Annotated in this window: 19 protein-coding genes; 11 read left to right on the forward strand and 8 right to left on the reverse strand. The window is 65.4% G+C overall.

The features are described 5' to 3' along the window. The first annotated feature begins 88 nt into the window (after nt 1–88). Nucleotides 89–787, forward strand: a complete 699-nt coding sequence (locus B552_RS0115040; protein WP_019449858.1) for an FCD domain-containing protein — start codon at nt 89–91, stop codon at nt 785–787. 184 nt (nt 788–971) lie between these two features. Here the strand turns inward: B552_RS0115040 and B552_RS0115045 are convergent, their stop codons facing one another. Beyond that, nucleotides 972–2054, reverse strand: a complete 1083-nt coding sequence (locus B552_RS0115045; protein WP_019449859.1) for a membrane protein — start codon at nt 2052–2054, stop codon at nt 972–974. A gap of 195 nt (nt 2055–2249) precedes the next feature. Here B552_RS0115045 and B552_RS0115050 point away from each other — a divergent pair, with 195 nt between their 5' ends. Together B552_RS0115050 and eutC are read left to right on the forward strand one after the other, a co-directional pair. After that, the gene (locus tag B552_RS0115050) at nt 2250–3632 is read left to right on the forward strand and encodes an ethanolamine ammonia-lyase subunit EutB (protein WP_019449860.1); all 1383 of its coding nucleotides are present in this window, start codon (nt 2250–2252) and stop codon (nt 3630–3632) included. A 16-nt stretch (nt 3633–3648) separates the two neighbouring features. Beyond that, complete coding sequence (eutC, locus tag B552_RS0115055) at nt 3649–4434, forward strand: ethanolamine ammonia-lyase subunit EutC (RefSeq protein WP_019449861.1); 786 nt, start codon at nt 3649–3651, stop codon at nt 4432–4434. A gap of 25 nt (nt 4435–4459) precedes the next feature. Here eutC and B552_RS0115060 read toward each other — a convergent pair whose 3' ends face one another. The 3 genes from B552_RS0115060 to B552_RS0115070 all read right to left on the reverse strand — a co-directional run bounded on the left by B552_RS0115060 (nt 4460) and on the right by B552_RS0115070 (nt 7348). Beyond that, nucleotides 4460–4933: a YbaK/EbsC family protein gene (locus tag B552_RS0115060; protein ID WP_019449862.1), complete on the reverse strand. Its 474-nt coding sequence runs from the start codon at nt 4931–4933 to the stop codon at nt 4460–4462. A gap of 33 nt (nt 4934–4966) precedes the next feature. Continuing rightward, nucleotides 4967–5911, reverse strand: coding sequence for a LysR family transcriptional regulator (locus tag B552_RS0115065; protein WP_019449863.1), 945 nt, complete (start codon nt 5909–5911; stop codon nt 4967–4969). A 123-nt stretch (nt 5912–6034) separates the two neighbouring features. Beyond that, a complete protein-coding gene (locus B552_RS0115070; RefSeq protein WP_019449864.1) occupies nt 6035–7348 on the reverse strand; it encodes an MFS family transporter in 1314 nt (437 codons plus the stop codon). A gap of 422 nt (nt 7349–7770) precedes the next feature. Here B552_RS0115070 and B552_RS0115080 point away from each other — a divergent pair, with 422 nt between their 5' ends. From B552_RS0115080 to B552_RS0115090, 3 genes are all read left to right on the forward strand, one after another. Continuing rightward, complete coding sequence (locus B552_RS0115080) at nt 7771–8112, forward strand: hypothetical protein (protein ID WP_019449866.1); 342 nt, start codon at nt 7771–7773, stop codon at nt 8110–8112. Between the two features lie 113 nt (nt 8113–8225). After that, nucleotides 8226–9383: an acyl-CoA dehydrogenase family protein gene (locus tag B552_RS0115085; RefSeq protein ID WP_019449867.1), complete on the forward strand. Its 1158-nt coding sequence runs from the start codon at nt 8226–8228 to the stop codon at nt 9381–9383. A 116-nt stretch (nt 9384–9499) separates the two neighbouring features. Further along, nucleotides 9500–10087 carry a hypothetical protein gene (locus B552_RS0115090; RefSeq protein WP_019449868.1) on the forward strand — a complete coding sequence of 196 codons (588 nt, stop codon included), beginning with the start codon at nt 9500–9502 and terminating at the stop codon, nt 10085–10087. Nucleotides 10088–10166: 79 nt separating this feature from the next. Here B552_RS0115090 and B552_RS0115095 read toward each other — a convergent pair whose 3' ends face one another. Further along, nucleotides 10167–10538, reverse strand: coding sequence for a hypothetical protein (locus tag B552_RS0115095; RefSeq protein ID WP_019449869.1), 372 nt, complete (start codon nt 10536–10538; stop codon nt 10167–10169). A gap of 90 nt (nt 10539–10628) precedes the next feature. Continuing rightward, nucleotides 10629–13493 (reverse strand): pitrilysin family protein, encoded by a 2865-nt coding sequence (locus tag B552_RS0115100; protein WP_019449870.1) that lies wholly within the window; start codon nt 13491–13493, stop codon nt 10629–10631. Nucleotides 13494–13690: 197 nt separating this feature from the next. Between B552_RS0115100 and B552_RS0115105 the strand changes: the two genes are divergently transcribed. Genes B552_RS0115105 through thpR form a run of 3 tightly spaced genes read left to right on the forward strand, consistent with a single transcriptional unit; the run spans nt 13691 to nt 16322 of the window. Continuing rightward, entirely contained in the window at nt 13691–15196 is a 1506-nt protein-coding gene (locus tag B552_RS0115105) for an AlkA N-terminal domain-containing protein (protein WP_026035682.1), read from the forward strand. Beyond that, nucleotides 15193–15735, forward strand: a complete 543-nt coding sequence (locus B552_RS0115110; protein WP_019449872.1) for a methylated-DNA--[protein]-cysteine S-methyltransferase — start codon at nt 15193–15195, stop codon at nt 15733–15735. Before B552_RS0115105 ends, B552_RS0115110 begins: the two co-directional genes overlap by 4 nt. Before the next feature lie 17 nt (nt 15736–15752). Continuing rightward, entirely contained in the window at nt 15753–16322 is a 570-nt protein-coding gene (thpR, locus tag B552_RS0115115) for an RNA 2',3'-cyclic phosphodiesterase (RefSeq protein WP_019449873.1), read from the forward strand. A 5-nt stretch (nt 16323–16327) separates the two neighbouring features. Here thpR and B552_RS0115120 read toward each other — a convergent pair whose 3' ends face one another. After that, nucleotides 16328–16951: a LysE family transporter gene (locus B552_RS0115120; protein ID WP_019449874.1), complete on the reverse strand. Its 624-nt coding sequence runs from the start codon at nt 16949–16951 to the stop codon at nt 16328–16330. A gap of 138 nt (nt 16952–17089) precedes the next feature. On the opposite strand from B552_RS0115120, the gene B552_RS0115125 reads away from it, so the two are divergent. Together B552_RS0115125 and B552_RS0115130 are read left to right on the forward strand one after the other, a co-directional pair. After that, nucleotides 17090–17965 (forward strand): LysR substrate-binding domain-containing protein, encoded by an 876-nt coding sequence (locus B552_RS0115125; RefSeq protein WP_026035683.1) that lies wholly within the window; start codon nt 17090–17092, stop codon nt 17963–17965. A gap of 202 nt (nt 17966–18167) precedes the next feature. Beyond that, entirely contained in the window at nt 18168–18965 is a 798-nt protein-coding gene (locus B552_RS0115130) for a flagellar brake protein (protein ID WP_019449876.1), read from the forward strand. Nucleotides 18966–19037: 72 nt separating this feature from the next. Here B552_RS0115130 and B552_RS0115135 read toward each other — a convergent pair whose 3' ends face one another. Then, nucleotides 19038–19886, reverse strand: coding sequence for an IclR family transcriptional regulator C-terminal domain-containing protein (locus B552_RS0115135; RefSeq protein ID WP_019449877.1), 849 nt, complete (start codon nt 19884–19886; stop codon nt 19038–19040). Nucleotides 19887–20028 lie beyond the last annotated feature (142 nt).

The raw sequence follows: 20028 nt of genomic DNA on the forward strand, positions 1-20028 counted from the left end.
TACAAATTGGTTGGACCAATCGCCGGCCAATCACCGGCCAATCACCGGCCAATTGCCGGCCGCGCCGGATTTCAGAGGAAAGAGCCAGATGGCGGCAGCCAATATGCGCAACCGCGTGGAAGACATCATGCGCAGGATGGAGACAGCGCTGCTGGACGGCACATGGCCCGTCGGCACGCGGCTGCCTGCCGAGCGGCTACTGGCCGAGCAGTACGATGTGTCGCGCAACACGATCCGTGAGGCAATCCAGCGGCTGGCCGCGCGCAACCTGCTGCAAAGCCGGAGAGGCGCGGGCGTATACGTGACCGACCAATTGCGCACCGGCATCGCCTCGCCATGGGGTCAGCTTGTGGCAGATCATCCCGCGCTGCGTGACGACATCCTCGAGTTTCGCCGTGTGCTGGAAGGCGCCACGGCCTACTTCGCGGCGCTACGCGCGGACGCCTCCGACCTCAAACGTATACGTGCGCTGCTCAAGGAACTGGAGCGCACGCGCAAGACGGATGACAAGCGCGCGGAGGCCGTCGCCGATGCAAAGCTGCACGATGCCATTGCGCAGGCGTCGCACAACACGATGTTCCTGCATTTGCACACCAGCGTGATCGGCATGCTGCGCGAACACATCACGATCAACGGCACGGGCCTGCGCGAAGCGGACGAGGAGTCGTCGGACCTGCTGCTACGTCAGCACCGCACGCTGTGCGAGGCGATCCTGGCGCGCCGGCCGGAAGAAGCGCGCACGGCGATGCAGACGCATATCGACTTCGTACGCAGCAAGGTCGACTGAGGCCGTTTCAGAATGATTCTGGCGTCGTTGCGGGGCCTTGCCGTACTAGTTGTACTGTCTGCGGCCCCGCGCCTAGCCAGAACCGCTTCGCTTCATTCTGAAACAGCCTCCTAGGCCAACGCGTATTGGTCGTACCAATTGCTGCGTATCACATCGCAATGGAATCAAGTACTTGGCGCGAGGCTCAAACGAGCTCGGCCAACGTCAATTCGCGCTTCACGTACGCATAGAAGATCGGGCCTGCGATCACGCCAGGTATACCGTACAGCGTCTCCATCACCAGCATCACGGTCAGCAGCTCCCATGCGGCGGCATGTATACGTGCGCCGATGATGCGTGCATTCAGGAAGTACTCGAGCTTGTGGATCACCACCAGGAACAGCAGTGACACCACGGCGATCGGCAGCGATATCGAGAGCGAGGCGATCACGATGGCCGTGTTCGAGATCAGGTTGCCAAGCACCGGCAGCAGCCCCACGATGAATGTGATGGCCACCAGTGTCTTCGACAGTGGCAGGTGCTGCTGGAACAGCGGCAGCACCACCAGCAGGTAGATCGCGGTCAGCATCGTGTTGACGAGCGAGATCTGGATCTGCGCGAAGATGAACTGCGAAAACGCGGTCTGCAGCGTACGCGCCCGCTCGACCAGCGCATGAGCCAGCGGACGGCGATTCGGGCGGGAAATGGCGCGGTACAGCGCAACCATCGCTCCGATGATGAGCCCGACGATGATATGCAACAGCGCGCGCAGGATGTCGGCGCCAAGCCGCTGGGCCATCTGGGCGTGCTCGCGCAAGGCCGAGATCAGCGTGGTGGCCAGTTCTTCGACGCCATTGGGCAGGTAGTCGCTAAGCCAGACCGGCAACTGGCTGCGCGAGCGGTCGATGATGTCTGCGGCATGGTCCAGCAGCCGGTCCAGCGTATTGCCGTCGCCAGTGACAAAGCGGACGAGCGCCCAGATGCCGACGGTCAGCACCAGCAGGATGATGGCCGACAGGATAGCCACGGCCAGTGCATCGTGACGCGGATGCAGCCGCATCAGGCGCGGCGCCATTGCATCTACGAGCGAGTAGAGCAGCAGGCCGGCCAGCAGCGCGGCAACGAGGTTGGCGTGCATCACCAGCAGCAGGGCCCCTCCGGTCAGCACGAAAGACACCGCCTTGACGTTGAACCAGCCTGTCGGCGTCAGGTGGCGGATCGGCGAAGGCCTGGGGGCGCTGCCGGTTTCGGCGCGTTCTGTTGTCTGGTCGGTATCCAACTGCGGCATATCTCGGCTGGGCGCGGGGCGTTGCGGAAATGAAGGAATCGCCCAGATTGTCGATGGCGCGCGTAACAATGGCAAGACAGCATGACGAGACAATCACCGCGGACGCCGCAGGCGTGAAACTTGCGTCGCTGGCCTATATTGAAGTTCCGAGAGGAGCGCGCAGAGCGCCCAGAGCGCCCAGAGGAGACCGCACGCATGGCCTTTACGCACACCGTCGGCGCGCGCCGGCACGTATTCGCCGATCTGCGCACGCTGCTGGCCAGGGCCAGCCCTGCCCGGTCCGGCGACGCGCTGGCCGGGATCGCCGCCGCCAGCGAGGAAGAGCGCATGGCGGCTCGCATGGCACTGGCCGACATGCCGCTGGCGCATTGCCTGTCGGAGGCGCTGATTCCCTACGAGGACGACGAGGTCACCCGCCTGATCGTCGACAGCCACGATGCGCAGGCGTTTGCCGAGCTTTCAGGCCTGACCGTTGGCGCGTTCCGCGACTGGCTGCTGCGGTCCGAGACCGACACCGCCACGCTGGCGCGCGTGGCGCCCGGCATCACGCCGGAAATGGCGGCGGCTGTCAGCAAGCTGATGCGCAACCAGGACCTGGTGGCGGTGGCGCGCAAGTGCCGGGTGGTCACGCGCTTTCGCTGCACGATCGGGCTGCCCGGGAGGCTTGCGGTGCGGCTGCAGCCCAACCATCCCACCGATGACCGGCGCGGCATCGCCGCGTCGATTGTCGACGGGCTGCTCTACGGTTGCGGCGATGCCACCATCGGCGTCAATCCGGCTGGCGACAATCTTGGCTCGATCGTTGCTCTGCTGGAACTGATCGACGAGATTCGCTGCCGATACGAGGTGCCGACGCAATCCTGCGTGCTGACCCACGTCACCAACACGCTGCGCGCGATGGAGCAGGGTGCGCCGGTCGACCTGGTGTTCCAGTCCGTGGCCGGCAGCCAGGCGGCCAACGAAGCATTCGGCATCTCGCTGGCGCTGCTTGACGAGGCACGGCAGGCAGCGCTGTCGCTGCGGCGCGGCACGCTGGGGCACAACGTGATGTACTTCGAGACCGGCCAGGGCAGCGCGCTGTCGGCCAATGCCCATCACGGCGTGGACCAGCAGACCATGGAAGCGCGCGCCTACGCGGTGGCGCGCAGGTTCGAGCCGCTGCTGGTCAACACCGTGGTCGGATTCATCGGTCCCGAGTATCTCTACGACGGCAAGCAGATTATCCGGGCCGGGCTGGAGGACCATTTCTGCGGCAAGCTGCTGGGCGTGCCGATGGGCTGCGACGTCTGCTATACAAATCACGCGGAAGCCGACCAGGACGACATGGACACGCTGCTGACGCTGTTCGGCGTGGCGGGCGTCAACTTCATCATGGGCGTGCCGGGCGCCGACGACATCATGCTGAACTACCAGAGCACGTCGTTCCACGATGCGCTGTATCTGCGCGAGATACTGGGCCTGCGGCCCGCACCCGAGTTCGAGCAGTGGCTGCAGAAGATGGGAATCGTCGATGCCGGCGGGCGGCTGCTGGAGGCGGGCACGCGCCAGGCGCTGCTGACCATGGCGGACACGCTTTGAGCGGACAGGAGACGTCATGCCGGACATACCTGCCAGACCCGATGATCCATGGACACGCCTGCGCCAGTTCACGCGCGCCCGCGTCGCGATTGGCCGCACCGGCCATGCGCAGAAGACCGAAACGATTCTGGCGTTCGGACTGGCTCACGCGCAGGCGCGCGATGCGGTGCACCTGCCGCTCGATGCCGCCGCACTGGAGGCGGCGCTGGACGCCGCGCTGCGCCAGGCAGGCCAGGCAGGACCTGAGGTTGTGCACGTGCATAGCGCCGCGCAGAATCGCGACCAGTACCTGCGCCGGCCGGACCTGGGGCGGCAGCTCGATGCAGACAGCCGTGCGCGGATCGTTGCGTCGGCGCCGCCGTGCGATGTGGTGTTCGTGATTGCCGATGGCCTGTCCGCCCTTGCCGCGCAGCGTCATGCGCTGCCGCTGCTGCAGGCCGTGCTGGCGCGTTTGCAGGGCTGGCAGGTCGGCCCGATCGTCATCGCGCGGCAGTCACGCGTGGCGTTGGGCGATGAAATTGGGGAGCGGCTTGGGGCGCGGCAGGTGGTGATGCTGATCGGCGAGCGCCCGGGGCTCAGCTCGCCGGACAGCCTTGGGGTCTACCTGACGTTCGATCCGCGCGTGGGGCGTACGGACGCCCAGCGCAACTGCATTTCCAACGTGCGGCCGGAGGGACTGTCCTACGCGGAAGCGGCCGATCGGCTCGTGTTCCTGATGCGGGGCGCGGTGGCGCTTGGCCGGTCCGGGGTAGACCTGAAAGACGACAGCGCCGCCGTGGCGGCGACGCTGCCGGGCCCCTGATGCCATCAGGGGTTACATTCAAGGGTTACATCATGCGGCGGGAGAAGTTGCCGCTTTCCGCATCGCTCATCAACGTCATGAACTGGTCGCGCGCCATGTGCACCAGCTCCATGTGGTCGCCAGCTTCGAACCAGATTTCCGGCTCGCCCATCAGGCTTTCGTCCACATAGGTCTTCATGCCGTACGACATCGCGCAAGGCGGGATGGCGCCAAGGTCGCAATCCTTGAACACTTCGCGGATTTCATCCTCGTGCGCGAGCACCAGCTTGCGGCCCGTCATTTCGCAGATGGCTGACATCTGCAGGTGGTGACTCGAAGGAATCACAACCGCCACATAGCCGCCTTCGTCCTCGAGCAACAAGGTCTTGGCCAGACGGTTTCCAGGTACATGGGCAGCCTGTGCAGTGGCCATGCTGCTGAGGCTGTAGGGGTGACGAATAATATCGAACTGGCTGTTCATTCGGCTGAGCCGGCCAGCCAGGGTGCCTGCCATTGCCATGATTGCCTTCCTTCCTACGCGCCCACGCGCAGTTTAGTCCCGAGTGTTCTCACTATAGGCACTGGCGGCGCGCACGTGAGGCCAGATCGCCTGCAACTCGGTTTTCAGGAAGGTCAGCAGGTAGCGCGTGGCCATGGTCTGGTAGCGGTTGGGCATCGTCAGCATGTACAGCCTGCTGCCGAACGCGCTGATGCGGTAGTTGTCCAGCAGCGATACCAGCGTGCCGGCCGCCAGTTCCGACCCAACCGCGTAGTAGGGCGAGATGCCGATGCCCAGTCCTCCGACCACGGCATCCTTGAGAAACGCAAAGTTTTCGGAAGTCAGCGTGGGTTCCAGTACGACCTGCTCGCGCTCGACGGTGCCATGGCGCGTGCCCGACACCTTCAGCTTCTGCCCGATCGGCGATGCGCAAACGACGGCGTGTTCTGTCAGGTCGGCCAGTGCCGCAGGCCGCGTGCGGCCCGCCAGGTACGATGGTGCCGCGCAAATCACCCAGTCGACGGCGCCTATCTCGGTGGCGACGACTGAATCGGGCGGCGTGGAAATGATGCGCAGCGCCACTTCCACGTCTTCGGAGACGAGGTTGTGGATGCGGTTGTCGAACACGACGTCGAGCGTGATATCGGGATAGCGCTGCTTGAACTGCACCAGCAGCGGCGAGATCATCGAGTGACCCAGGCCGGTGGGTACCGACAGCCGCACATGGCCCTGCAGGCTCTTGCCCATGCTGCTGATCAGCGCATTGGCCGCGGCCACTTCGCCAAGGATGTTCCTGCCGTGCTCATAGAGCCCGGCGCCCACGGGTGTGGGCTCCACGTGCCGCGTGGTCCGGCGCAGCAACTGCACGCCCAACTCTTCTTCCAGCGCCTTGAGGTGGTAACTGACGTTGGCGCGCGTCATCTTGAGCTTGCGGGCGGCGGCGCTGAGATTGCCGGCGTCGACAATATCGACGAACAGGCGCAGGGCGTTGAGATCCATGGCGATGGGGACGATGGGGCGATGCGGCGATGAGGCGGCGAGGGCGCAGGCAAATGAAAAGGGGCCCGAAGGCCCCTCAGTTTGCCACTGTTTGCCGCGAGTGCGGCCGGTGGCCGCGGCAGTTCAGTGTTCGTGGTGCAGGTACTTGGCCTGGCGCGGCAGGCGCAGGCTGACCAGGAAGGCCACCACCATCATCGCGGTGACGTACCAGTAGAACGTGCTTTCGTGGCCGATCGACTTCAGGCCCAGCGCCACGTACTCGGCCGAGCCGCCAAAGATGGCGTTGGCCACCGCATACGCCAGCCCGACACCGAGTGCCCGCACTTCGGGCGGGAACATCTCGGCCTTCACGATGCCGCTGATCGACGTGTAGAAGCTGACGATGGCCAGCGCCACGCAGATCAGCACAAGTGCCATTTCGGGGCTGCTGACGGTCTTGAGCGTCGTCAGGATTGGCACCGTGGCCAGCGCGCCAAGCGCGCCGAACAGCAGCATGTTGTTGCGGCGCCCGATGCGGTCGGACAGCGCGCCGAACAGCGGCTGCATGCACATGTACAGGAACAGGCAGCCCGTCATCACGTAGCTGGCGGTCTTGATCGGCATGCCGGCGGTGTTGACCAGGTACTTCTGCATGTACGTGGTGAACGTGTAGAAGATCAGCGAGCCGCCGGCCGTGTAGCCCAGCACCGTGAAGAACGCAGCCTTGTGGTGGCGGAAGATCTCGCCCACGGTGCCCGCGCCCTTGGCGTTGCGCGACTGTGCGGTGGTCGTTTCATGCAGCGTGCGGCGCAGCAGCAGGGCCACCACGGCGGTGACAGCGCCCACCACGAACGGAATGCGCCAGCCCCAGGCCTTGAGTTCGGCCTCGGTCAGCAACTGCTCCAGAATCACGATCACCAGCACGGCCAGCAACTGGCCGCCGATCAGCGTCACGTACTGGAACGACGAGAAGAAGCCGCGCCGGCCTTTCAGCGCGACTTCGCTCATGTACGTGGCGGTGGTGCCGTACTCGCCGCCGACCGACAGGCCCTGCAGCAGCCGCGCCACAAGCAGCAGCGCCGGCGCCCAGTTGCCGATGGCGGCATACGTCGGCAGGCAGGCAATCATCAGCGAGCCGAAGCACATCATCGTGACCGAGATCACCATCGAGTGCTTGCGGCCGGCGCGGTCGGCGAGGCGGCCGAACAGCCAGCCGCCGATCGGCCGCATCAGGAAGCCGGCCGCGAACACGCCGGCGGTGTTCAGAAGCTGCGCGGTGGGGTCAGCCTTCGGGAAGAACGACGACGCGAAATAGATCGCGCTGAACGCGTAGACATAGAAGTCGAACCATTCCACGAGATTGCCGGACGAAGCGGCAACGATCGCGAAGATGCGCTTTTTGACTTCTTCCGGGGAGGGTGCCGTGCCGGTGGTGGCGGGGGAGGCAGTGTCTGTCATAGGACCTTCTGATTCTTGGCGGCGGGGCTTGCCGCTGGATAGAGGCGGGCGCGTTGTGCGGCGACCTGGCGCGACTTGAAAGCCGGCACCAGGCGGGGGCTGCCGCTCATCGGGCCCGTGTGCCCGGTTAGCGTAACTCGGAAATCATTGACTGCACAGACGACGTGCACCGAGCGCTCGTACACATGCCTTGCGGGGGCCTTGTCCGCGCTGGGCTTGCGGATCATTGTCCTGCTTGGTGAATTGTGTTTTCGAATGCGCGGGGCGCCCGGGGGCAGCGAATCGCCGCTCCGCCCGCCGCCGCCCGTCACTGCCGTCCGTTGCGTTTGACCGGGCAGCTTGCGTGGCACCGCAGGCTGCGCAATGATGCTTGCCGGATTGTGCCCCCCGCTCCTTTCAAAAGCCTTGTCGAAGCCTAGCTGATGCCCGTTTTGCGAATCCTGCGAACCCTGCCGGTTCTGCTGCCATTGCTGCTATCGCCCATGCTGGCGGTGGCCGAACCCGATCTTGTGCAATGCAAACGGATCGACCGGGAGCAACTGCGCACGGCTTCGGAAGAAACGCTGCTCTTCCTGCGCTGCCGCGCGCGGCAGACTTCGTACGATGCACCGCGGCTCAAGGGCGTGACGCAGAAGTACAAGGACGACATCGTGTTCTCGTGCCTCGACCAGGCCGATGCCGTCGAGCATCAGCTCAAGCTGAGCTACGGATATACGCGCGAGTCACTGGCCAAAAAGAAATGTGATGAATATCTAACTCGATAACAATTGTCAAAATTTGTTATCGGTTCTGTCCAAGTTGTCGTGGATTGTCAAAATCGTCCATCCGCGTACCATTGGCGGCCATTGCTGTTGGATCTGATTGACCGGAGACTGCCATGGCCCTCGACGCCGAATCCTTTTCCCTGCTGCGCGCTTCCGTGCAGCGCTTCATTGACGACCGCCTGAAGCCGGCTGAGGACACGCTCGAGGAACTCGACGACGTGCCCGCCGATATCGTGGCCGACATGAAGGAGATGGGCCTGTTCGGCATTTCGATTCCCGAGAGCTACGGAGGCATTGGCCTGTCGATGTCGCAGGAATGCGACGTCGTTTATGACCTGGGCCATACCGCGTTCGCATTCCGTTCGGTGTTCGGCACCAACGTTGGCATCGGTTCGCAGGGCATCCTGATGGACGGCACCGAGGAACAGAAGCAGGCCTATCTGCCGAAGATCGCCAGCGGTGACCTGATCATCTCGTTTGCGCTGACCGAGCCGAACGCCGGCTCCGATGCTGCGTCGCTGCAGACCCGCGCCGAACTGGACGGCGACCACTACATCATCAACGGCACCAAGCGTTTCATCACGAACGCACCGCGCGCGGGCGCGTTCACGCTGATGGCGCGTACCGGAGGTCCGGGCGCCTCGGGGATTTCGGCATTCATCGTGCCGGCCGATACCCCGGGCATTTCGCTGGGCAAGCCGGACAAGAAGATGGGCCAGCGCGGCACCAAGACCTGCGACGTGGTGCTTGAGAATGCTCGCGTGCCGGCCGCCAACATCATCGGCGGCGTTCCGGGCGTGGGCTTCAAGACGGCGATGAAGGTGCTCGACCGCGGCCGACTGCATCTTTCCGCACTGGCCTGCGGCATGGCGCATCGCCTGATCACCGACGCCGTGGCCTATGCCAAGGAGCGCAAGCAGTTCGGCAAGCCGATCGGCGATTTCCAGCTGATCCAGGGCATGCTGGCCGACAGCCAGGCGGAACTCTATGCGGGCCTGTCGATGATGCGCGACTGCGCGCAGCGCTATGACGCCAAGCCGGTCGGCAAGAGCGACCCCGAAGTCAGCATGCTGGCTTCGTGCACGAAGATGTTCTGCACGGAGATGGTCGGGCGCGTGGCGGACCGTGCGGTGCAGATTCACGGCGGCGCGGGCTATATCGCCGAATACACGGCAGAGCGCTTCTATCGCGATGTGCGTCTGCTGCGCCTGTACGAAGGCACCACCCAGATCCAGCAGGTCATCATCGCCAAGCATCTGCTGCGCGACTGAGTGCGCAACTAAGTGCGCAACTAAGAGGGCGTTTGAGAACCGCTGCGCTTCATTCTGAAACGGCCTCCAGGCACTAAAGAGGTTGCGCGACGGGTCAGAGGGCGACAGGAGACAGGATGAGCAAGTTCCAGGTAGCGGCCCCTTGGCGGCCGGTCACGGCGGGGCAGCAGTCGGCAGTGTCCCGGATCGATGTCCCCGCTGTGCACCGGCTGCGCGCCGTGGTGGCCACGTATCGGACGGCGCTGCAGGCGTACACGCTGGTCGTCTCCCCGGACGAACTGATGGCATTGAGCAATGGCCGGGAGCCGTCGCATTCGGCGCGCGACTATCGCGCGCAAGCGCATCTGGACCGGCTGCTGGCCTCGGTTCGAGGGTCCGGCCTGGCCCTTCCCAGTGCGATCGTCGTTGCGGTATCGGGCGGCCGGATGCAATGCGAGTGCGATCACCTTTACACGCTGGAAATGCATCCGCAGGCTGGCGACAGCCTGATCGTGCTGGATGGGTATGACCGGCTGGCTGCGCTCGCCGAATCGGGGCGAGGGAATATCAAGACGCTGGTGACAGCCGTGCTGTGCTGTACGGCAATTGACGGCACCGAGGCCACATCGGCTACATCGGCCACCGGGGCCACCGGGTCCGATCATGTGCCGATGCACACATCGGCGGCCGCGCGTTGGGCCGGTGCGACGCGGATCTGGCAATAACACTGGCGACTGCCCTGCGGCAGCGCAGGGCCGCGGAAGCTGCGGCGGACGCCGGGACAGAGGCGGCTTCAACCAGCCGTCAGTGCCAGATGCTGTCGACGTCGCGCAGCAGGTGGCCGGCCAGGATGTAGTCGCCCAGGCGGCTCGCCTTGGCTTCGAGTTCCAGTAGTTGATGGTTGGCCAGCGTGCCAAGATCGAACTGGCAATACAGGTTGCGTTGCCGGAATGTCGTCTTGGGTTTGCCAAGCCCTTCGATCAGGGCGTCGCAAGAGCGGACGGCGATGCTCTCCTGTCCGCGATATTGCACCCTGACGCCGCGACTTTCCCCCAGCCGTCCAAGCTCGATGGCGTCCTGCCATCCGGTCTCGTAATCCAGCTCAAGCGCACGCATCGGATTCGAGGCCAGAAGCCTGAGCGCTTCTGCCTTGCTGCCAGCTCGCACAATCGACATCCATACCTCTGGTTTCAATAAGCACTGTATGAATATACAGTACTCGGTGGCTGTCCTCAAGGCTGGTCTTGTTGGTGTCGTTACGCCCGCTCACGGCTTGACGGCTTCGGCCGGGGCTGCGGCGGGGGCCGTGGCCGGCTGTGTTTCCGGGGGCGCCGTGCTGGCCGCCCCAGAGCCAAAGTCTCCGGCGAATGCCTGGGTCAGGGTGTCTGCGCCGAGGTAACGGCGGATCGCGTCGTTGACGGCTTCCGGCGTGGCCGTGCGGATGCGATCCTCCACTTCCGCCGTATGGGCCATGGTGCGGCCCAGATAGAGCTGGTTTGCCAGCGCCCCGGCAAGCAGGCCATCACGCGAACGGCTGATCAGGCCCTGCTGCAGCAGGCCGCTGACCGCTTCGGACAATTCGCTGGCGGTAATGCCATTGCGCACGAAGCGCTGCATTTCCTCATCGACAGCCCGATGCAGGCGCGCCTGGTTCTGCGGTGCATACACGGCCCACAGCGCGAAGCGGCCAGCGCGATCCAGCGCGCCGACCGACAGCGAACTCGACACGCCATAACTGATGCCGTCCTGCTGCCGCAGCCGGTCGGCCAGGCGGCTGCGCATGCCTGTGCCACCCAGCACACGGCTGGCAATCAGCATCAGCGGGTAGTCCGGCGAATCGCTGAGCAGGTCTATCGGTTGCGATGCCAGGTAGACCGCGTTGGCCTTGCCCGGCGTATCGAGCGTGAACGTGGCAGCAGGAATGGCGATAAACGGGCGGTCCACGCGGTCGAACGGGACTTGGGCGCGCCAGTCGCCAAACAGGAACTGTGCCTGCCGGACGGCATCGTCGGCGTTGAAGTCGCCAACGATGGCCAGTTGCGCGTGCTCCGCACCGTAGAAGCTGGCGTGGAAATCGCGCAGTTCGGCCAGCTTCACGGCCTTGAGGTCGGCCACGCTTTCGTCGAAGGTTGGCGTATAGCGCGGATCATCGGGCGGGTACGGATTGCCGTGGCGGCCCAGTGCATTGGGCGCCAGCGCATTGGGCTGGCGGCGCTGGCTTTCGATGCCCGCGATGCTGCTGGCGCGCAGGGTCTCCAGTTCGGCGGACGGGAAGGTGGGCATGCGCAGCACGGTACGGAGCAGCGCCAGCAGGTCGGGCAGATAGGCGCGCCGCGTCTCGAACCGGACTGTCAGCCGTTCGGAGTTGCCGGAGATCGACACATTGGCCTTGAGCGCCTCGAGCCGGTCAGCAATCTGCTGGCGGCTGAACGCGCCGGCGCCCCGGTCCAGCATGCTGGCGGTCAATGTGCCGATTGCAGTCTTCCCTTGCAGCGCTTGGGCATTGCCCAGCCGCAGGATCAGCGTGCCATTGACGGCTTCACCGCGCGTGGGCTTGGGCAGCAGGGCCAGTTCCATGCCGTTCGACAGCGTCTGGCGCAGCGTATGGGCATCGATATTGGCCGGGCTCGGGTCGAACGTGGCAACGGCCTGTGTGGCGGCCTTGCCGGTGTAGTTGCTGACCAGCGTGGCGATGTCAGGCGCGGGCGGAATGCTGGCGAGCTGGGGTTTGTCCCCGGGCAGGAACTCGCCGACCGTGCGGTTTGTCGGGCGCAGGTAGTTGTCCGCCACGCGCTGGACGTCTTCGAGCGTAGTGGTCTCCACGCGGTCGCGGCCGATGAAGAGCAGGCGCCAGTCCCCTTTGGCAATGGCCTCGGACAGCGCAACGCCATAGCGCGCCGGATCATTGAGAATTTTCTCGTAGCCGTTGCGCATGCGAACGCGTGCGCGCTCGAGTTCCTCCCCGGTGACGGGATGCGCGGCAAGTCCTTCTATCTCCGCCAGCAGTGCCGTGCGCACGGGCTCGATTGGCCGGTCCTTGCTGGTTCCGGCTGCGAACAGGATCACGCCGGGGTCCTTCATCGCGTCGAACGACGACATCTGCCATGCAGCCTTGCGGGTATCGACCAGCGCGTGTTCAAGCCGGCCGCCCGGCGTGTCGGCAAGGATGACGGAGAGCAGCCCCAGCGCCGTCGTATCGGGATGCGCGCCGGGCGCCACGTGATACAGCACGGCCACGATGCTGCTGTCACCCGGGCGCGTCAGCGTGAGTTCCCGGGCGCCTTCCTGCGCCGGTTCCACGGTGTGCTCGGGGGGCAGCACGCGCGTGGGCCGCGCAATCGGCCCGAACGCCTGCTCGATGCGCGCCAGCGTGCGTGCGGGGTCGAACTGGCCTGCCACCACCAGCACGGCGTTGTCAGGCTGGTAGTAACGGCGATAGAACGCCTGCAGGTTCTCGATGCCGACGCGCTCCACGTCGCTGCGCGCACCGATCGGCGTCTTGCCATAGTTGTGCCACCGATACGCTGCCGCATACATCTGCTGCTGCAGCATCCGCATCGGATTGTTCTCGCCGATCTCCATCTCGTTGCGGACCACCGTCATCTCGCTGTCGAGGTCACTGCGTGCGATGAAGCTGTTGACCATGCGGTCCGCTTCCATGCGCAGCGCCCAGTCGAGGTTGTCCTCGCTGGCCGCAAAGGTCTCGAAGTAATTGGTACGGTCCTGCGCGGTTGTGCCGTTGTACTGCATGCCGCGACGCGCGAATTCGGTGGGAATCGTCCTGCCCGGCAACGACGGCGTGCCCTTGAACATCAGGTGCTCCAGCAGGTGCGCCATGCCCGTTTCGCCGTAGTTCTCGTGCCGGCTGCCGACCAGGTAGGTCATGTTCACCGTTGTGGTCGGCTGGGCGTCGTCGGGTGCAAGCAGGATCCGCAGGCCGTTTGGCAACTGGTACTCGGTGATGCCTTCCACGGTGGTCACGCGCGTGGCGTGAACGACTGGCGCGGCGGCGGGCGGCGGCACATAGGTGCCAGGCCGCGCAGCCATGGCGGGCGCGGAAACGGTGATCAGGCAGGCCAACAGGGCACAGGCGGCACCGGTGACGAAACCGGCAGCAGGACGACGATGCATGGATTCTCCGAGGACGGCGTTGCAAGGCCGTCTGCAAGGATTCTATCCGTACCGGGGCGGCGAAAACCGCGTCCCGGTGCACTTTCAGAATCGGGGACATTCCGGCTCCACTCAGCGCCGGGACAGCGGGCACGGCCGCGAGGCGAATGTCCGATTCCAGCGGGTTTGTCTTGCCGCAAAGGCGTAGGATGCACGGCATGGAACTCGATCCCGATACCTGCTACAAGGCCGTTGCCTCGCACGACCGACGCTTCGACGGACGCTTCTTCGTCGGCGTGTCGTCGACGGGGGTGTACTGCCGGCCGATCTGCGCGGTGCGCACGCCGAAGCGCGAGAACTGCACGTTCTACGAGACGGCCGCGGCGGCCGAAAAGAACGGCTTTCGCCCGTGTCTGCGCTGCCGGCCCGAACTGGCGCCGGGCCACGGGCTGGCCGACATCTCGGGACGCCTGGCGCAGGCCGCGGCCACGCTGATTGACGAAGGCTTCATGGCCGGTGCCGGCGTGGCACAACTGGCTGCGCGCATCGGCGTGACCGAGCGGCACCTGCGCCGCCTGTTCGATGCGGAATTCGGCGTCTCCGTGCATGAGTACGCACAGACCCAGAAGTTGCTGCTGGCCAAGCGGCTGCTGACCGACACCGGGCTGCCCGTGATGGAAGTGGCGCTGGCCGCTGGTTTCGGCAGCGTGCGGCGGTTCAACGATGTGCTCAAGGACCGCTATGGCCTGACGCCGCTGGCGATGCGCAAGCGCGCTGCCGACGGCATGGCGGACCGGCTGGTATTCGAACTCGGTTACCGGCCTCCGCTGGCGTGGTCCGCGCTGCTCGGATTCCTTGGCGTGCGGGCCGTCGACGGGATCGAGCAGTGTCAGGGCGAGGTTTATACGCGCACGCTGGCGATCGATGCGGGCGGCCATCGCCATATCGGCTGGGTGCGGCTGGAGCATGTGGCCAAACGCGCGGTTGTGCGGGTGACGCTGTCCGGCACGCTTGCGCACGTGATACCGCAGGCGCTGGGCAAGGTGCGCCGGCTTTGCGATCTCGGCTGCCGGCCCGATATCGTCGACGCGCACCTGGGCGATCTGGCCGCGCAGACGCCTGGCATGCGCCTGCCCGGGACGTTCGATGGATTCGAGATAGCGGTGCGGGCGATCGTCGGTCAGGTGATTCCGGTGGTGCAGGCGCGGCGTATCCTGGCGCGGCTGACGCAGGTTGCCGGCGAACCGTTGCCCGACGCGGCGCTGGCGGGGCTGGCCACACCGGCTGGCATGGCGCCGCTGGCGCATGTGTTTCCGACCGCGCCGGCACTGGCCTCGCTGCCCGACGCGGACTACCGGGCAGCCGGCGTGACGGCTACGAAGGCGCGGACGATCCGCGCGCTGGCCCGTGCGGTGGCAGCCGGTGAGATCGACCTCGATCCGCACGCGCCACCCGAGGCCACCGTGGCGCAGTTGCGTGCGATCGACGGCATCGGGGACTGGACGGCGCAATACGTTGCCATGCGCGCGCTAGGCTGGCCTGACGCGTTTCCAGGTACCGATTACGCGTTGCGCAAGGTACTGGGCGTCGACACGGTCCGGCAGATGCAGGCGATAACCGCCGGATGGGCGCCGTGGCGCGCCTACGCGGCAATCCATTTGTGGCACCGCTACGAAGCCATCAAGCTTCAGGGTAGCGATATAGACGAGCAGGAGGCGGCATGAGCAGCCATCAAATCATCGACAGTCCGCTGGGCAACATCCTGTTGCGTGCCGACGCGGGCGCCTTGACCGGCGTGTTCTTCGCCGGACAGAAGTACTACCCCGGCCAGGCACAGCCATCCCCGGCGACGTCCGCCGCGGACGCACGTGTTCTGGATCAGGCTGCGGACGAGATCAACGCCTATTTCGACGGCGCGCTGCATGTGTTCTCGGTGCCGTTCCGGCTCGTTGGCAGCGCGTTTCAGCAACGCATCTGGCAGGCGCTGTGCGACATCGGGTTCGGCGAAACATCGACGTATGGACAACTCGGGGCCGGGCTGGGCCTGCCGCCGAGCCATGCGCGTGCGGTGGGTGGCGCCGTCGGGCGTAATCCGCTGTCGATCATCGTCCCGTGCCATCGCGTGCTGGGTGCCTCCGGCGACCTGACCGGCTACGCGGGCGGCGTCGACCGCAAGCGTGCACTGCTGACGCTGGAAGGCGTGCTGCATCCGGGCCAGATGCAGGCGATGGCGCCGCGTCAGGTGGCGCTGGCCCTGGACTGACACGACCGGGGAAACACGTGGCGCGGCTGTTTGTTGCCGTCGAGATGCCGCCCGCGCTGGCGGCCGACCTGCTGCGCCTGGTGCCGGCACAACGCGGCATCCGGCCCACGCCGCCCACGCAATTGCACCTGACACTGCGCTTCCTGGGCGAGCAGGACGAACCGACGGCTGCGCGGATCGACGCGGCGCTGCGTGCGGCCATGGTTCCGCCCACGTTTCCGCCCATGTCGCTGCAAGTGCAAGGCGTGGGCCGTTTCCGTGGCAGGCAGGGCGCCATTCTCTGGGCAGGGCTGGCAGATTCGCCGCCGCTGCTGGCGCTGTTCGAGGCGATCAGCGGGGCGCTGGAGACGATAGGAATTGCGCCTGAAGGCCGGCGCTTCTGGCCGCATCTGACCTTGGCGCGTTGCCGGCCCGAGGTGCCGGAGCGCGTGTTGCGCGACTGGCTGGCAGCCCACAAGGACCTGTCACTGCCACCGTGGGACGTCGGCAGCTTTGTCCTGTTTGAGAGCTTTCTTGATCGACTGGGCGCGCGTCATCAGATGCGTGCGAGTTATCGGCTTGAGGGATCGGCTGAGGGATCGGATTAAGGCCGTCAGCCCAGGTTGCTGAGCCCGAGCGCCACCCCCAGACCGCACAGCGTGGTGCCGATCACGCCATCGAGCAGCCGCTGTCGCTTCAGCATCGCGCTGCGCAGTGTCTCGGACCCGAAGCTCCACGCGACGAAGCTGAACCAGGCCAAGTGGGCGGCTGACATGAACAGTCCGTAGCCGAACTGCACGGCCGATGGCGTATGCGCGTTGACGACCTGTGTGTACGTGCTGACCACGAACAGCGTGGTCTTGGGATTGAGCGCATTGGTCAGGAAGCCCATGCGCAGCGCCGCCAGCCCGGAGATGGCCGGTGCGCTGGCGGTATCGACGGTCAATGGCGTGCGGTTGCGCAGTGTCTGAAGGCCGATCCAGATCAGGTAGGCAGCCCCGATTACCTTGATGACGGACAGCAGTCCGTGAGCGTGGCGCATCAGCAGCGACACGCCGAACATCGTGTATGCCACGTGGACCTGCACGCCCAGCGCGATGCCCAGCGCGCAGAGCAGCCCGGTGCGGCGGCCGAACAGATAGCTGTTGCGCGTGACCATGGCGAAGTCCGGGCCCGGGCTGATCACGGCAAGGATGGTGATGGTGGCAACGGCCAGCAGTTCGGCGAGCGGAGTCATTTTCAGTCAGTTTTCGTTGTGGAATGCCGGTGTCGGCAACGTTCGGACATGGCAATTCTGGCTCGCAGAAATGGGTACGGCAAACGATGTATACTCGCCGAATTCCGTGAGAAAACCTGACAGATCGGCATGCCATCGATGCACTGGCTTGGCTGGATCCGCTTCTTCGAGGCGGCCGCGCGCCATCAGAACTTCGCCCGGGCTGCCGAGGAGTTGCACCTGACCCACGGCGCCATCAGCCGGCAGATCCGGCAGCTCGAGGACGAACTCGGCGTGGCCCTGTTCGAGCGGCGCAACCGTGCGGTTTTCCTGACCGAAGCCGGCCGCACGCTACATGTCGCAGCCACGCAGTCGATGGACCTGCTGGCTGCCGCCGCCGAAAGAATCCGTGCGCCCGCGCGGAACGTGGCATTGACGCTGTCATGCGAGCCAACTATCGCGATGCGCTGGCTGATCCCGCGGCTTGCGCGCTTTTCCGCGCTGCACCCCGATATTCCGCTGCACCTGATGGCCGCCGGCGGGCCGATCGACTTTGCGCGCGGCGGCGTCGATGTTGCATTGCGCCGCAACGATTTTTCGTTCGACGCGCGCTGGCACACGCGCGAACTGGCGCCCGAGCGGGTCGGGCCCGTTTGCAGGCCGGATCTGGCCGCCGCCAATCTTGATGCGCTGCAACGGCTCCATACGCGCACGCGGCCGGACGCCTGGCAGCGCTGGGCGCGCGGCTCGGGTATCACGCTGGTGGGCGGCGCCGACGTCTGGTACGAACACTTCTACCTGAGCCTGCAGGCTGCAGCGGCAGGCCTTGGCTGGGCCATCGCTTCTGAACTGATGGCCACCGATGAACTGGCCGATGGCCGACTGGCGGCGCCGCACGGTTTTGTGGCGGACGGCTCCGCGTACTACCTGCTCTCGCCCGCACCGTTCGAGTACGACCCGCGCCGCGGCGCGTTGTTTGACTGGCTGCGGACTGAGGCGCAGGCATCGTTGCAGGCACCCCCGGGGCCGGGATGAGGCAAAAAGCGTTGAGGACGCCACCCCTCCGAAGTCGGTCGCTAAAGTTACGTCGTATTTTGCCGAAGGCCATGGCAGATGCTTGCGCCGCCTTTGGGTGACGCTTACCATGCGGCGCTGGCTCGCCGCGGGATTTCAACCAATTCCGGCGCCCGTCCGCCGGGTGCAGCGTGGCGTAACCCTTTCGACGTAGCGTATTTCCATGAGTCTTCAAGATCCCCGCGGGTCCAAGCTGGCCCAACCACAGTCCCAGGTCAAGGGCGATTCAGACGAGCAGGACGGCGCTGCGCATTCGGATGAACGCTACCGGCTGACCCACAGCTCGCAGATCGGGACCGTGCTGCGCGACATGGCATGGCAGAAATGTCTGCTCAATGTTCGCTCGAAGGGCGGTTCGGAAATCGTGACGTCGATCCTGCACGTCGATCCGGCCAACAAGACTTTCATCTTCGACTGGTGCCGTGCAGACGGCGAGCGCCAGGCGTTGATGGCATCCGACCAGAATGCGTTCTCGGGCCTGCTGCGCGGCGTGCCGGTGAACTTCATGGTGGGCACGCCCGGCGCAACGCGCTTCGAAGGCGGTCCGGCCTTTATCGCCGATTTCCCCGAGAAGCTCTATCACTTCCAGCGCCGCCGCCATTTCCGCGCCCGCACGCTGCTGACCAAGGGCTATCGTTGCGAACTCCGCATGCCTGACAGCGCCGAAAAGCAGGTGCTGCAGCTGGATATCGCCGATCTGTCGCTTTCCGGGGTGGGCCTGCGCTCGCGCGCGGTGGGGGCGGACTTGTTGCCGGTGGGTACCGTGGTCAAGCGCTGCCTGCTCGATTTCGCCGAACTCGGCCGGCTGGAACTGGATATGCAGGTGGTTGGCCACTGGCTGGTGGGCTTCGACGACAACACCGTCCACCACTACGGTTGCGCATTCCTGAACCCGGACGGGCGCATGGAGAACTTCCTGCAGCGCCTGGTTTTCCAGCTCGAACTGGCGCACCGGGGCTGACGCCCCGGCGGGACCGGAAGCGGCCCGGGTTTCGCCCGGGTTCCGCTCGCTCAGATTTCGGTCAGGTTCCGCTCAGGTTCCGATCATCTTGCCAATTGCGGCTGCCGCCTCGCGCATGGGGCCGAGCAGCCGCGAAATCATCTCCGTCTCGGACACCTTGCCGGCCTTCACGCTGACGCTGATGGCCGCCAGCACCACACCGGCCTGCGAGCGCACCGGCACGGCAATCGCACGCAAGCCCGGCTCAAGTTCCTCGTCGATCAGGACGTAGTCCATGTCGCGCGCGCGCTGGAATGCTGCTTCCAGTTCCGGGCGCGAAATCTTCGTCAGCAGCGTACGCGGGCGCAGTTCGGCATGCTCGAAAAATGCTTCGAGGATCGGCTGGGGCTGATGCGCAAGCAAGAGACGCCCCGTTGACGTGCAGTAGGCCGGCAGCCGGCTTCCCATGCCGAGCGCGTGGGTCATGACGCGCTGCACCTCGGAGCGAACCAGGTACAGGATGTCGGTGCCGTCCAGGATGGCCAGTGCCGACGTTTCATGCACGCGTGCGCTGAGGTTGTCCAGGATTGGCTGCGCCAGCGACACGATCGATGATGACGAGAAATACGCGTGGCCCAGATGCAGCACACGTGGGCGCAGCGCGAAATGGCCGTCCTGCTGGCTCACGTATCCAAGCTGCTCCAGCGTATAGAGACAACGCCTGACCGAGGCCCGCGACAACTGCGTGCGCTGTGCAACCTGCGAAATCGTGAGCGGGCGTTTGCGTTCCGAGAATGCCTCAAGAACGGTCAGCCCGCGTGCCAGCGATAGCATGAAGTTGGGATCGCCGGCAAAGCTGCCGAGGATATCGGCGGGCGGCTTGGCGGCGCGCACGGTATCGGCTTGCGCCGGCTTGAGACGGATGGGGCTCGGTGCGTCCATGGGTGCGGTGCGGGGGCGTTCGATAATCGCGCATCATAACGCTCCGGCGCACGGACTGCTGCGCTTCGGACAAAAAAATGTCGCCGATTGGGGCGGCGACGGGGAAGGGGGTGTCAGTCAAGACGGGGGTCTTGGCGACCTG

Origin of the sequence: Cupriavidus sp. BIS7 (assembly GCF_000292345.1) — a bacterium.
GTDB lineage: Bacteria > Pseudomonadota > Gammaproteobacteria > Burkholderiales > Burkholderiaceae > Cupriavidus.